This window comes from Paenibacillus sp. sgz302190, from assembly GCF_059820445.1.
In genome coordinates, this window is record NZ_JBZYAO010000012.1 from 126,760 (window position 1) to 140,768 (window position 14,009).

Annotated in this window: 12 protein-coding genes; all 12 read right to left on the reverse strand. The window is 51.5% G+C overall.

The features are described from left to right. Positions 1–515 precede the first annotated feature (515 nt). The 12 genes from AC6RNO_RS15605 to AC6RNO_RS15660 all read right to left on the reverse strand — a co-directional run bounded on the left by AC6RNO_RS15605 (position 516) and on the right by AC6RNO_RS15660 (position 13,979). Positions 516–1,508 (reverse strand): PHP domain-containing protein, encoded by a 993-nt coding sequence (locus tag AC6RNO_RS15605; protein ID WP_497105980.1) that lies wholly within the window; start codon positions 1,506–1,508, stop codon positions 516–518. A gap of 32 nt (positions 1,509–1,540) precedes the next feature. Continuing rightward, a complete protein-coding gene (locus AC6RNO_RS15610; protein WP_497105981.1) occupies positions 1,541–2,371 on the reverse strand; it encodes an alkaline phosphatase family protein in 831 nt (276 codons plus the stop codon). After that, positions 2,368–3,186, reverse strand: coding sequence for a DeoR family transcriptional regulator (locus AC6RNO_RS15615; protein ID WP_497105982.1), 819 nt, complete (start codon positions 3,184–3,186; stop codon positions 2,368–2,370). The genes AC6RNO_RS15610 and AC6RNO_RS15615 overlap by 4 nt, the downstream gene beginning before the upstream one ends. Before the next feature lie 2 nt (positions 3,187–3,188). Continuing rightward, a complete protein-coding gene (locus AC6RNO_RS15620) occupies positions 3,189–4,229 on the reverse strand; it encodes an ATP-binding cassette domain-containing protein (RefSeq protein ID WP_497105983.1) in 1,041 nt (346 codons plus the stop codon). Position 4,230: 1 nt separating this feature from the next. Further along, positions 4,231–5,058, reverse strand: coding sequence for an ABC transporter permease (locus AC6RNO_RS15625; RefSeq protein WP_474684801.1), 828 nt, complete (start codon positions 5,056–5,058; stop codon positions 4,231–4,233). Further along, entirely contained in the window at positions 5,055–5,909 is an 855-nt protein-coding gene (locus AC6RNO_RS15630; protein ID WP_474684802.1) for an ABC transporter permease, read from the reverse strand. Before AC6RNO_RS15630 ends, AC6RNO_RS15625 begins: the two co-directional genes overlap by 4 nt. A gap of 103 nt (positions 5,910–6,012) precedes the next feature. Further along, a complete protein-coding gene (locus AC6RNO_RS15635; protein WP_488436012.1) occupies positions 6,013–7,170 on the reverse strand; it encodes an ABC transporter substrate-binding protein in 1,158 nt (385 codons plus the stop codon). A gap of 208 nt (positions 7,171–7,378) precedes the next feature. Further along, positions 7,379–8,197: an ABC transporter permease subunit gene (locus AC6RNO_RS15640; RefSeq protein WP_497105984.1), complete on the reverse strand. Its 819-nt coding sequence runs from the start codon at positions 8,195–8,197 to the stop codon at positions 7,379–7,381. After that, positions 8,198–9,070: a carbohydrate ABC transporter permease gene (locus tag AC6RNO_RS15645; RefSeq protein WP_474684805.1), complete on the reverse strand. Its 873-nt coding sequence runs from the start codon at positions 9,068–9,070 to the stop codon at positions 8,198–8,200. A 66-nt stretch (positions 9,071–9,136) separates the two neighbouring features. Next, a complete protein-coding gene (locus tag AC6RNO_RS15650) occupies positions 9,137–10,483 on the reverse strand; it encodes an extracellular solute-binding protein (RefSeq protein WP_497105985.1) in 1,347 nt (448 codons plus the stop codon). Positions 10,484–10,603: 120 nt separating this feature from the next. Next, positions 10,604–12,217: a response regulator gene (locus AC6RNO_RS15655; RefSeq protein ID WP_497105986.1), complete on the reverse strand. Its 1,614-nt coding sequence runs from the start codon at positions 12,215–12,217 to the stop codon at positions 10,604–10,606. Beyond that, positions 12,210–13,979 (reverse strand): histidine kinase, encoded by a 1,770-nt coding sequence (locus AC6RNO_RS15660; protein WP_497105987.1) that lies wholly within the window; start codon positions 13,977–13,979, stop codon positions 12,210–12,212. Before AC6RNO_RS15660 ends, AC6RNO_RS15655 begins: the two co-directional genes overlap by 8 nt. Positions 13,980–14,009: the final 30 nt, after the last annotated feature.

A 14,009-nucleotide genomic window follows, 5' to 3' on the forward strand; every position in this document is an offset into this window, starting at 1 on the left:
GAATATTCGAAAAACAACAGTTCATTCATTATTTCGACGAGCTACCCTACTGACTTACACAAACTTCTTGACGCTACCGCTGGCCACGAACAATTCCTGCAAAAGTGCAGGCTTTTCGCCGAACAGATGGGTCCAGATCTACTTTCAGCGAAAATTCCTGCACTTTTGCAGGCTTTTCGCCAAAACAAGCCGATTTCATAGAAAAAACCTGCACTTTCGCAGGTTTTCTCCCCTTCCAAGCTGCCTCCTGCCCAGCCGCGCGGTTTCCACGACCTACACCGGGAGAGGCGCGCACCCAGAAAAGGCAGCTGTCTCACGACTTTCTCGGGCAGCCTGACAATCGCAGATTTTTCGCCGCAACGAACTACTTTCGCGGAAAAAGCCCGTAGACCTGCTGCTTATTTTCATTCTGTGGGGTGATGTTCGCGGCATCATTGAGGTTTCCCGGCCCGCTTCCTGAACGCCCGCGCCAAACAAAGGAATCCCCCCATCGCGGGATGGCCCTTCCCCTCCGATCAAGAGATCGGCAGCATCACGCGCCGGCGCTTCCTATACACGGCGATCTCCCGGTACCCCGTATCTATCGCCAGCTTCAGTGCATCGTCCAAATGCATGCCGATATCATCGGGAAAATGAGCGTCCGACGACAGTGTAATCGGCACCTGCTGCTCGTACAGCGCTTGCAAAAACGACGGGCTGGGACACATTTCCTTGACGGGGTAACGGTACAGCAAGCCTGTGTTGATCTCGGAACCGATGCCGGCGGCGCTTAACGACGAGGCGATTTCTCTGTATGCCGGGAGCAGCCCCGCTTCGTCCGGCCGGTAGCCGAACACTTTTAAATTGTCCAAGTGGGCGATAAAATCGAACATTCCGCTGGCAATCGCCAGCTTGACGGTGTCAAAGTGCCGCTTATACAAGCTTTCCAAATCGGCGGTTTGAAACCGGTCCTGCACCTCCGGGTTGTCGAAGCCCCAGCCGTCCAGCATGTGCACGGAGCCGATGATGTAGTCGAGGTCTAAAGGAGCCAGCAGCGCCCGGAGCTGGTCCTCTCCCCCGATGAAAAAGTCGGCCTCCACGCCGATCGACAAATCCTCCTCGCGCTCGGCCGCTTTGCGCATCGCCTTCATATAGGTCTCGATCGAATAAACGCTGACCTGATCCAGCCATTTTCGCTGCATCCGGCCGAGCGGCGTGTCATCCAAAAGCATGAACTGCTCGTAATAGCTTTTGCATTCAACAAAGCGGTACAAATGATCGACCACGCCGAAGCGCTGAATGCCCCGTTCGCGGCCCTTTTGCAAATAACGCTGAATCCAGTCCTCGTGAAAGCAGCCCTGCTCCATTCTCGTTTGCAGCATTTGAAAAACGCGCTCCATCCAATCCCGCGTATGCGCATCCCCGATTGTATCGCCGCTTGCGGTGTTGACGAGCGCCCGTCCCGTACGCTGCAGCCATTGCAGAGAATAAGGCCCTTCCTCCAGATGAAAATGAAAATCTACCTTCACAGACGTACCTCCTGAGAAATTTCATGCAAATCTTACAGCATAATCGTATGTTTAAAAGCCGGGATTTCCGATTCCGTCATGCCTTCCCCAAGCGGAAGGGAGAGCAGCCTGCATACCATCGGAGCTACAGCCAGCTGTGGAACGACTTCCTCGTAATAGCCCGGTGCGAAGGAAGAGCCGATGAGATAAAAAGGAACTTCCCTCTCCGCTGCGCCCGTGCCGCCATGGCTGCCGTCCGCATTCATGCCATGGTCCGAAGTGACAATGATTTCATAATCCATTTCGATCCAAAATGGCAGCAATGAAGCCAGTATACTGTCGACTTCAATCGCTTTGTCGCGGTACGCTTTGGACTCCCCGCCGTGCTTGTGCCCGGTATCGTCGATGCCCATCGGATGGATGTACAAAAAGTGAGGGTCATGATTGCGTCGTAAAATTTCGGCATCGGCAAACAAATGCGAATCCGGGTAAGCATCTTCAAAATAAAACGTGCCATGCTGAATCGGCTTACTGAGATCATGCTGCTGACGGTCTTCAATCCGGTCGAACGGCGACCGGTTGTAAAGCTCGCTGACCCAATAGTAAGCCGCCGCTGCTGTAGTCAGGCCCTGCTCGGCCGCCAGGTGAAAAATGCTGCGTCTGTTGGACAGACGCACGATATGGTTGGCGGTAATTCCGTTCACAGAGCTGGGAGTTCCCGTCAGCAGCACTTCATACAGCGGCCGCGATAAGCTGGGCAGCTCGGACTTTACTTTATGGCAAGCCGCTTTGGACGCCTCGACCAGATGGTTCAAGTAGCCCATGGAAGCGCGGGCCGTATCATAGCGCAATCCGTCCAATACGATCATGATCACTTTGCTCATTTTATTTCACCTCTCTCCTCAGTATTCGTCGAACAGGCATCGATCCAAAGCACTCCGCAGCGGTCGATCTCCCGCTCCCACTCGTCCGGAACCCCGGTGCTCGAAATAATAATATCGGCCTGCTCAAGCGGTATGACATGGGCAAATGTCGTTATGCCCAGCTTGGAATGATCGGCCAGCACGATGACTTCCTGCGCCGCCGCGGCAAAAGCGCGCGAAACCGCCGCCTCGTTGAAATCGTAATCGGTAATTCCGTCCTGGAGCGAAATGCCTCCGACCGAAAGAAAAGCTTGATCCACATGGAATTGCGCCATCATTTGCTCGCACAGCGTGCCGAAGATCGACCATTGCTCCGGATTCGCTTCGCCGCCCAGCATGATCACCCGTCCGCCGAATACGCCCCGGCTGATCGATTCCAGCAAAGCCGATGCGACCGGAATCGAATTCGTCAAAATCGTCAGCCGCTTCTTGCCCTGGATGGCCTGGGCCATCTCCAGCGTCGTGGTCCCAACGTCGATGACGATCGTGCTGCCGTCCTGGATCAGCTCGGCCGCACGCCCGCCAATCGCTTTTTTCTCTTCCGGATGAATGCTTTGGCGGAGCGTGTAAGGCGCTTCATCGTTCAAAAAAGTCGGCTTAATGGCGCCGCCGTACACCCGCTTCAGCTTGCCTTCTTTCTCCAGCACGAGCAGGTCGCGGCGAATGGTTTCCGGCGACACCTCCAAATGATCGGAGAGCGGAATCACCATCACTTTGCCGTCCTTTTGCAGCCGTTCCATAATGACCTGTTTTCTCTCTTCAGCTAATACGGACAATATTATGCACCACCATCATCGAGTACTTTGCAGGCTTCGCGGGGAATCCAAAGCTTGACTTCACCGCCGGCTTCCAGCTCCGGCCGCTCGCCGCCATTCAAAAGATCGACGTTCAACGCCAGATCCCTAACTTGTACATGAAAGCGCAGTACATTGCCGAGCACAATGACTTCCTCGATGCGGCCGGCGGCCTCGAAACCTTCGCCTGCGGGCCAGCCCGGCTCGGCATCTTGGCGCGCCAGGCGGATCGCTTCCGGGCGGATGGCGAAGCAGCCGCCCCGCCTGTCCGCGCTGCCCGTCAAGCGCTCCAGCTCCTGCGCGCTCAACACGTTGTAGCTGCCGATAAAACGGGCGACAAACTCATTGCGCGGATTCGTGTAGATTTCCTCCGGCGTTCCCATCTGCACGATCTGCCCTTGATGCATCACGCAGACCCGGTCCGAAATGATCAGCGCTTCTTCCTGATCGTGCGTGACGAAAATCGTCGTCATGCCCAGACTTTTTTGAATGCGGCGCAGCTCGATGCGCAGAGATTTGCGGATTTTGGCATCGAGCGCGCTGAGCGGCTCGTCCATGAGCATCAGCTTCGGCCGCACGGCCAGCGACCGGGCCAGCGCGACCCGCTGCTGCTGGCCTCCGGACAATTCGTGAGGATACGATTTCATTTTATCCTCAAGACCTACGAGACGCAGCATCTCCTGCACCCGGCCCGCGATGTCGGCCTTGCCGAGCCGCTGCATTTGCAGCCCGAAAGCGACATTATCGCCGACATGCAGATTGGGGAACAAGCCGTAGGACTGGAACACCATACCGACCCCGCGGTCCTTGGGCAGGCGGTTGGTGATCGGCTTGTCTTCAAGATAAATCTCGCCTTCCTCAAACGAAGCGAGCCCCGAGATGCAGCGTAGCAGCGTGCTTTTGCCGCATCCGCTCGGCCCCAATAGCGTCACCAGTTCCCCTTTTTCCACGCGCAGATTCAGCTCCCGAAGCACAGAAGAGGCTCCGAATCTCTTCGATACGTTCTCAATATGCAAATAGCTCATGCTAGGCTCCTTTCTTGGCTGTTTCCCATTCCACGGGATTTCCTCTGCCGAGCAGCCGCTTGCTGAGGCCGAGCAGCAATCCCGACAGCAGCAAAATAAACACGAAATAAGCAATCACAATGGCGCTCGCCAAATGGCCGCTTTCGCTGAGCCGCCGGTATAAGTAAATTTGGATCGTTTCAAAATGACCGCCGACCAGCAAATTGGTCAGCACGAACTCCCCGAACAGCACGGAGATGGAGAGCAGCGTCGAAACGAGAATACCCGGCAAAATGTTCGGGACAATGATGCGGCGGAAGGCGGTCATTTTGCTTGCGCCCAGCAGCTCTGCAGCCTCCATCAGCTCGGGAGCGTTGACCGTCCGGATGCTGTTGCGGATGCCCTGGTACATATAGGGCAGAATCGCCACGAAATAGGCGGCAATCAAAATGCCGACCGTACCGGAAATCGCCAAAGGCCCGGACGAGTACAGCTTGATCAAGCCGACTGCGGCTACAACGCCCGGAATCGCGTACGGAATCAGCGCAGTCAGATTCAGCCAGCGTTCCCATTTGGGAAAGTACATCGTCACTACGAAAATGGTCGGCAGCATGACGAGCACGCTAACCGCCACGCTGATCAGGCAAACGTACAGCGTTCGTCCGAGCGCGTCGGCAAAGCGGGCATCGCGAAACAGCTCTCCGAACCAGCGCAGCGTCCATGATTCCGGCAAAATAGTCGTCTGCCAGTTGCCGGCGATTGAATAAAGCAGGGTAGCCAGCAAAGGAATCAGCAAATAAACCATGGCAAGCAAAATAATGACGCGGGGAATGGCCCGATTGCGCTTCACTGTAAATCCCTCCTCACCCTGCGCATCAAGCGCTCGTTGATCCACATCGCCAGCACCATCGTGCCGCCGAGCAGCACGGCCAGCGCGCAGCCAAGCTGCGGACGCGTCACGACATTGCCCGCCACAAGAGAGCCGATGCGGATCGCGAGCAAATTGTAATTCCCGCCGACCAGCGCATAAGCCGTTGCGTAAGCCCCCATCGAATTGGCGAAAAGAATCGTGAACGTCCCGGCGATGCCGGGGAGCAGCACGGGCAGCGCAATTCGCCGGGCAAACTGCCACATGCCCGCGCCCAGCAAGGAAGCGGCTTCCCACCACTGCTCACGCATGCCGTAGAAGGTCGGATACAGCAGCAGCGCGCCGAGCGGCACCTGAAAATACACATAGACAAAGGCGAGCCCTGTCCACGTATACAGATCGAAGCCGGCAAACAAGGACCAGCCCCACGTTTTGAACAAAATCGTGAGAACGCCGTTGTTGCCGAGCAAAATAATATAAGCAAAGGCCAGCGGCAAACCTGCAAAGTTCGAGGTCATGTTGGAAATCATCAGCACGAAATTTCGCGTCCGCTCCGACGTCCGGGTAATCGCATAGGCAAGGAGCAGGGACGCTATGATGCCTGCCAAACTGGAATACAGCGAAATCAGCAGGCTGTTGCGAATCGCTTTTAAGTAGAAAGGATTTGTCAGCGAAGTGATATACTGCTGCAGTGTAAATTGATCGCCGTTGTCCGACAAAAAGCTGTTGATCACCAGCACAGCCGCAGGCAGCAGCTCAAATCCGACGATCAGGATCACAAAAGGCAGAAGCACGGTAAGTAATAAAAGCTTCGAAGGCACTCTGTTTTTCATCGTTTACCCCTCAGAGTTTTCATTGGAAAACTTGCAGCGCATGCATTCGCTTAGTAAAACAGTTACCTTCCCCGAGAAGAAGGTAACTGTCCGCTATTTCGTACTAATTGAGGTTAACCAAAACTTTTTCCTGCCATAATTGCGGGAGGGTTTTCGAAGTAGCGTCCCAAGTTTTGAAATCCTTGATCGGCTTGGCGTTCTTGTACTGCTCGGTAGGAATCAGCTTGCCGGCTACGTCCGCAGGGAGCTTGACATCGTCGCGGATCGGTCTGGCGAAGCCTTTGGCCAGGTTGATTTGTCCTGCATCGCTCAAAATGTATTCTCTTGTCAATTTAGCGGCATTCGGATGCGGAGCGTATTTGTTGATGATCGTCGCGTAGGCGCCGATGACGCTGCCTTCTTTGGGAATAGCCACATCATAATCGGCAGGGTTCAACTGTTGACGGTAGCCCAGCGCGTTGAAATCCCACACCAAAGCGACTTCGATTTCACCTTTTTCAAAATTAGCCACTTTGACGTCGGATAAAGAAATCCGCTTTTGCTTGGACAGCTTTTCAAAGAAATCGATGCCCGGTTGAATGTTTTTCTCGTCTCCGCCGAAAGCGATCGCTGCCGCCAGAATCGCATTTTGCGCCTGGGACGCTTTGGCAACGTCGCCGATAGCTACTTTGTAAGTTCCTTTGGCAATATCGTCAAAGCTTTTCGGAGGGTTTTTCACCAGTTTGGTATTCGTGATGATGGCGATCGTACCTTGGTAGCCAACCACCCAATGTCCGTCTTTATCTTTCGCCCAATCGGGGATTTTGTCCCAAGTTGTCGGTTTGTAAGGCTGCGTCACATTTTTCTCAACGGCAACGGATGTAAAAGCCATCCCTACATCGCCGATATCGGCCGTAGGCTTGTCCTTCTCGGCTTCGAACTTGGCGATTTCCTCGGCGCTCGACATGTCGGTATCGGTATGTTTCAGGCTGTATTTGCTCGTGATATCGTTCCACGTATCTTTCCAATCCGCCCAATCATCCGGCATGCCTACACTGACGATGGCACCTTCTTGTTTCGCTTTGTTTTGCAGGTCGTCCAGCGATACCGTTTCATTTGCTTTCGGGCTGCTGCTCGCAGGCGCCTGGCTTGCAGCCGGAGCTTTGCTTTCTGCGGGCGCCGCCCCCGTTTTTGCCGCCTCTTTCGCCCCGCAAGCGGCCAAACTGCCCGCCAAAGTGACGATTGCAAGAAGCGAAGCGGTTCTTGTCCAAATCTTATGCATGTTTCTTCCTCCCTATAGTCATGTTATTTGTTGTTTGATCCTGTTGTTTCTTTTCTGATTCAACTATAAGACGGAAATGTTTGTCGTGTTTCAACTGGGTGTTGAGAGCTTGTAAATTTTAGCGCAGCAAAAAAAGGGCCGGACGAATGTTTCGTTCGTCTGCCCTTTCGGTCTTGAAATAACATTTGCATCTCCAGCTTGTAACCGTCTAGCTTTTCACGGCACCGCTCGTTAAACCGGAAATCACATACTTTTGCAAAAACACGTATACGACCAAAACCGGCAAAGATACGAGCACCAGATCGGCAAATACCAAGTTCCAGTTCGCCGAATGCGCTCCGAAAAACAGAAAAGTGGTCATAACCAGATTGTATTTGGACTGCGAGTTAAGAAAGTAGACGGAAGTGCTGAAATCGTTCCATACCGCCAGGAATTGAATGACGATATTCGTCACGGTAACGGGCGTCAGCAGCGGATAAATAATGCGGAAAAACAAGGTGTAGGGTCCGCACCCGTCCAATAAAGCGGATTCGTCGATTTCTCTTGGAATCGTTTTGAAAAAACCGCTGTATAAGAAAACACCTACCGGGAAATTAAGAGCGACGCAAACCAGGATCATCGCTTCCAATCCGCCCGTCAGATGCAGCTTTTTCGCAAGAATGTAGGTAGGCACGATAAACTGCGGAATGACCAGGCCGAATACGATAATCAGGTTGATCAGTTCCGTTGTTTTCGATTTCTTGCGCTGAATCACATACCCGGCCATGGCCGAGAACACGACCAGCAGCGTGACGGAAACGATAGTAATAATCAGGCTGTTTTTAAAAGCATTGCCGATCTTGGCTTCCCGAATGACGGTGGCGAAATTATCAAAATGAATCGCCGATGGCAGCGACAGCCCCATAAGCGAGGCTTGCGTCTGATCTTTCAATGAATTGACGAGCAGCATATAAAAGGGGATTAGAACCAGCAGCCCGATGATCAAAGCTGCAAATTCGGATACGTTTCTGCCGAGTTTCCGCTCCATCTAAAGCTCCACCTCCCTCTTCCTGAGCACGTAATACGTGGACACGGATACAAGCGCTACCAACACTGCCAGCACAACACTTCCGGCGCTGGACTCGCCGAGCCTTGAGGCGCCGTAGGATTTGTAAATCCACGTATTGATGACTTCGGTTGTCGTTCCCGGTCCTCCGCCCGTAGTCGCTGAAATCATATCGAACACTTTCAAACCGCCTATCAGATTCAAAATGAGAATGTTATTGAAGGCCGGCATAACTAACGGCAGCGTAATGTGAACGAACTTTTGACCGGATGTAGCCCCTGCGATCTCTGCAGCTTCGTAATAATCCTTCGAAATCGTCTGCAAGCCGGACAAAATGATGACCATATTGAATCCCGTCCATTTCCATATCTCCACCGCCGAAGCAGCGTACAGCGCAATCTTGGGATCGTGCAGCCAATCGTGCGCGAGCGCCCCTAGCCCGATTTCATTCAAAAATTTGTTGAGAATCCCCGTTTCGGGATGCAGAATAGCGACGAAAATCAAGCCGACGGCAACGTTGCTGAGAATGGCCGGGGAATAAAAAACAGTCCGCAAAAACCCTCTGCTTTTCAGCTCCCGGTTCAGAAAAACGGCCAACAAAAGGCCCAGCGCCACTTTACTCACCGTTGTTACCGCTGTGAAAATGACCGTATTGCCGACAATATGCTTGAGGCTGGGATTGGAAAAAAACGATGCAAAATTGTCCAACCCGATCCAGCGCGCGTGGAATCCGTCCCAGTCCGTGAAGGAATAATATACCCCTTGCAGCGTGGGAATGACGAAAAACACGAAAAAGATAAGGCATCCCGGAATCAACATCGTGAGCGGGTAGCTTTTTTTCAGGCTGCTGCTCATTTCTCCACCTTCTTTATTTGCAAGGAGCCGGTCTCAAGAAAGAACCGGCTCCCCGTCCTTATTTCTTTATTTTTTCCAATTCGGGTCGTTTTTCGCTTTCGCGCTTTTGGCTGTAGCGTCGTCCATATTTTTCAAAATTTGATCCGGCGTTTTGCCGCCGAGGAAATAGTCCAAAATGTCGGCATTCTGATCGCCAAAATCATACAAGTTCAAATTCCCCCAGAAGCTGTCCCCGTTGCCGGCGTCGATGATTTTCTTAAGATCCTCCTGCGCGGGCAAAATGCTGGCCGTAACACCCTTCTGATACGTAATCCCGCCTTGCGCGTCAAAAAACTTTTGCTGCGTCGGCACTGAGGTGAAGTAATCGATGAACTTTTTCAGCAGCTCTTTATCCTTGAATTGATCGGTCACCGATAAATTAAAAGGAACGAACAAACTCGTTTTCTTATCTTCGTCGAAAGGTACCCGGAAAGCGCCGATATCTTTGGCCTGGTCGGGGAATTTCTTCTTGATTTCATCCATAATCCAGGTCGCATTAATCGTCATCGCAGCGGTTCCATCGACTAGCGCTTTTTGCGAGCCGTCATACGTATCGGCCAAATAATTTTTTTGAATGTAGCCTTTATCCAGCAGCTCTTTGTGCTTGACCAATGCATCCTTGACCAGCGGAAAATCGGCATAATGCGCCTGATTCGCATTGATTTTGGCAAAAACGTCCGTCAGCGGCTTATTCTCCCGCAACCAGCCTTCGTGATCGAAAATATTGACCGTCCACGTATCTTTGGCAGGCAAATAAATCGGCGTAATGCCGGCAGCTTTAATTTTCTCGCACGCGGCCAGGAAGTCCTGATACGTTTGCGGTACGGCAATGTTCAGCTTTTCAAAAACTTTCTTATTATAGAAAATGCCTGAAACGTTAATGCTGTCAAAAGGGATTCCGTATACTTTGCCTTGATACGTGAACTGCGGCGCGCTCATGATCGAATCGGGGATATTTTTGGTCCAATCGCCGCCGATTTCCTGAAAATGGTCCAAACCACCCATGTTTCCATTCAGCCAGTTGACTCCGTAATTGGAGATCAACATAGGCAGTTCGCCGGCAGCGGCTCTCGCTTTGTATAAATCCTCGCCCTGTTTGCCGCCGGCCACCTTCTCGATATTGAGCTTGAATCCGAGCTGATCGGCATGGTCGTTCACATCTTTCTCAATCGCTTGTATCCCCGGTTTGTACCAGTCGGTGAACATCAACAGCGAAATCTCTTTCACTTTCTTCGAAGCTTCGGCCGTTGCTTTGCTCTGACCCGCCGTGCCGGCCGGCGAGCTGCTGCCGCCGCTGGGAGCCGCATTGTTTCCGCAAGCGGAAAGCGATGCAGCCAGTGAAAGAACGATCAGGCTTCCTGCAATCTTTTTCATGATATTGCCCCTCCTTCATGTATAAGAACGTTATTTCTAAAAACAACTATACGACAGCCGCACGCGGAAAAAATTATGATATCTTCCGATTCGCTACGATATTTTCCGATTCAGGCATCGTTACTCGCTATCTCTGACATTCACGAACTCTTTGGGCGTGATGCCCAGCTTTTTTTTGAACACGTGCAGGAAGTAGTTGTAATTGCTGAATCCGCACTGTTCCGGGATATCCTTCAGCTCGGTTTTGCCGCCCTTCAGCAGTTGTTTCGCTTTCTCCACCCGCAAATCGTTCAGGTAATCGACGAACCCGACGCCGACTTCCTCTTTAAACTGCGAGCTTAAATAGTTGCTGCTAATGCCGATCGATTCGGCGACGCCGGCCAGAGATAAAGCTTCGTGATAGTGCTGGTTCATATGTCGAACCGCCTTTTGGATATGAAAAGAGTACTGCTCTTTGGCGCTCAAATGCAGCAGCCGCAGCAGTTCGCGGAATAAGCCGGTAATCCATTCCCGGATTTCCTGCAACGTTTCCAATTGGGCCAGCACCTCGTGCGGCACTTCATTATTTTTGTAAATCGCCCGGACATCAAGCGAATTTTCTTTATATTGGCGGCTGACGATGCCCAGCAGTTCGTTGAACATCATTTTGGAACTGGCAAGACTCGCTTGATTCCGCTTAACTTGCGTGAAAATGTTGTCCAACACGCGCATCGTTTGTTCTTCGTCGATCCGTTTTAAGCTGGCGATCAGTTCTTTTTCGTCCTCAATCGCCAGGCCCGTCATGGCATGCTCGCCGCTTACGGGACGAAAGCTTTTGACGATGCTGTTTTTCCCCATAAAAAATTTCCCCTGCAAAGATTGCGCCGCCGCTTCATAGCTGCCGGCCACTTGCCCTAAATCGGCGCACAAGCTTCCGATACTGAAACTCGCGGAAACTTTGACGAATTTTTTCAAGCAGATGCTCGTGCGGTTCAAAATTTCGGTCAACGCATGGTCGACGGCATGGCGGCTTCGCACAGTAACGAAAGAGAGCAGCATAATAAACCTGCCGCCCGCGATATGAGAGACGACCCCGTTCCCGTGGTCGCCAAATATTTCTTCCACTATGTTGACGATGGCGAATCTCAGAATGGATTCTTCTTTTAACCCCCGCTTGGCCACGATGCCGTGGAAATCGTCGACCTCCATCACAATCGGCACCAGGTTCGCAGTGCCAAGATTCAATTGGAGCGCCTTCATATGATCGCGGATTTCATCGTTATCGTGATAATAGCCGCTCAGCAGTTGGATGATGAACTTTTCACGAAGCGCATACAGTTGGTCTGCCCGCGGCCTTTCCAATTGCAGCGGACTGCGCCGGCGAATGCGTTCTTTGGCCCGCTCCAGCGTCTCCAGCAAGATATCTTTATTCAGACGATGCTTCAGCAAATAGTCCATTGCGCCGTTGCGCAGCGTCTCCCGCACAAGGTCGAAGTCGTCGTAGCTGCTGAGCATAATCAGCACCGTGTCCGGCCACCTTCTATGAACGACGCCCGATAATTCTATACCGTCCATATGCGGCATCCGAATGTCCGAAATGATCATATCCGCCTTTTGCCGCTCCATAAAGGCCACCGCCTCCGCACCGTTAGGCGCTTCGCCGCAAATCGTCAAGCCGTGCTGTTCCCAATTGATCATAAATTTCAAATGGGTCCGGGGCAGCAATTCATCGTCCACAATCAGGATGTTAAACATATCGCTCCATCTCCTCGTTGGTAATGACAGGTAAGGTGACCTCGACAATGGTGTAGAGGTTACGTTCGCTAACGATGCTTACGCCGTAATCGTCCCCAAAGTTGGTCTTAATTCTGGAGATGACGTTCCGGATGCCTACATGGCCTGCGGAATTGCCGTTCGCAACGATGTCTTCTATCGTGTTCTCCCCGATGCCTGCGCCGTTATCCTGAATTTTAAAAACAAGCTTCTTGCCTTCCGCGTATCCTTTGATGAGAATGGCTCCCATGTCCTTCTTAGGTCCAATGCCATGGATCAGGCAATTTTCTATGAAAGGCTGCAGCAGCAATTTGGGGATCAAATAAGGCTTCACACTCTCGCTGATGGAAAAGCTGTAGGTGAACTTATTGCTGTACTTGTACTCTTGAATATTTAAATAGCTCTTCAGGTACTCGATTTCTTCCTCAATCGTGATGAACACCTTGTCCTGCATGTTGATGTGCATCAATCTCGATAAAGACTCGGCCACATCGTGAATGTTATCGGCCCCTTGGTAAATGGACAAATATTTGATCGTATTCAGCGTATTATATAAAAAGTGAGGGTTGATTTGCGCCTGCAATGCGCGCATCTCCGCTTTGCGCTTATCCTGCTCGCGCTGTTTCGTATCCTGGATCAAATCTTTGATCCGATGCACCATGGAGTTGAATTGCCGGGACAACTGGCCGATCTCATCGTTCGAATCGATCTCCAATTGTACATCCAGATGGTTGCCGTCAATTTGTTTGATTGCGCGGTTCAATCTCAGAATCGGTCTGGTCAAATAGGAGGACGCCACCGTGGAAACCAGCAGGGCGATCAGGCAAAATGCGATGGAAAGCAGCAGCGAGCTGTTTCTCGTTTTACTGAATTCCTCGAGCAAAATCTTTTTCGGAACGATGCCGATCAGCATCCAATTCGTCGTAGGCGAATAACGGTATACGATCAAATTATCCTCATGATCGATCTGACTGTAGAAGCTGCCCTCGTTTCCCTGCATGCCGCCGATCATAGCGCTGATATCCGGATCGGGCATCTTCTCCTTCTGCGAATTGTAGACGATCTCGTTCGAACTGCGGTCGGCGATCAAAATGTTCACCTTGTTCAGGTTGCTTGCGAACATGTCGCGCAGCAAATCGCTTTTGATATCGGCGATCACGAACCCGATCACGCTGTCTTGATATTTAATGGGACGGGCGATCGAAGCCACTCTATCGTCCCGGTAAGGCGTAATATAAGGATTATCCGAATTATAATGGGGAGGAATGAACACAGACGCCCCTTCGTCATTGATCAATCGGGGATACCAGCTCTGCTTGGTAAGGAATTCCCAGGAAATTGTATTTCCGTTCGAAAACGTCCTTCCGTTTAAATTGGCAATCATAATATCGTTCAAATAATGCTTGTATGTGAACAAATTGACCAAATAATCGTCAATTTTCCTGTTTTCTTGCAAATAGGAAAGTCCTGTCGATTCCTCTCTTTTCGACAAAATGGCGACAATATCGCTTTCTGTCGATGTAATCGACACCAGCGCATAAATATCTTTGAGAGCCACTTCCAGATTGTTGCCGGAAACTCTCAACATGTCGTTGATGTAGTTGCCCGCCGACTCCCGGGTATCCTCCGAAGTCCGGTAATTCCAAAAATAAATGATAAGCAGATTGAATGAAATCATCAAAATCAGGTTGACAAACAAAATCTTGTATTTGACACTGTTGAACGTATGCGGCTTTATTCTCATCAAATGTCCCCCCTCTCCTGAAATTGTATC

Coding starts and splice junctions, on each gene's coding strand:
- AC6RNO_RS15650 (WP_497105985.1), bottom strand. CDS start 10,483: ATGAAAAAGATTGCAGGAAGCCTGATCGTTCTTTCACTGGCTGCATCG.
- AC6RNO_RS15630 (WP_474684802.1), bottom strand. CDS start 5,909: ATGAAAAACAGAGTGCCTTCGAAGCTTTTATTACTTACCGTGCTTCTG.
- AC6RNO_RS15620 (WP_497105983.1), bottom strand. CDS start 4,229: ATGAGCTATTTGCATATTGAGAACGTATCGAAGAGATTCGGAGCCTCT.
- AC6RNO_RS15660 (WP_497105987.1), bottom strand. CDS start 13,979: ATGAGAATAAAGCCGCATACGTTCAACAGTGTCAAATACAAGATTTTG.
- AC6RNO_RS15655 (WP_497105986.1), bottom strand. CDS start 12,217: ATGTTTAACATCCTGATTGTGGACGATGAATTGCTGCCCCGGACCCAT.
- AC6RNO_RS15635 (WP_488436012.1), bottom strand. CDS start 7,170: ATGCATAAGATTTGGACAAGAACCGCTTCGCTTCTTGCAATCGTCACT.
- AC6RNO_RS15645 (WP_474684805.1), bottom strand. CDS start 9,070: ATGAGCAGCAGCCTGAAAAAAAGCTACCCGCTCACGATGTTGATTCCG.
- AC6RNO_RS15640 (WP_497105984.1), bottom strand. CDS start 8,197: ATGGAGCGGAAACTCGGCAGAAACGTATCCGAATTTGCAGCTTTGATC.
- AC6RNO_RS15610 (WP_497105981.1), bottom strand. CDS start 2,371: ATGAGCAAAGTGATCATGATCGTATTGGACGGATTGCGCTATGATACG.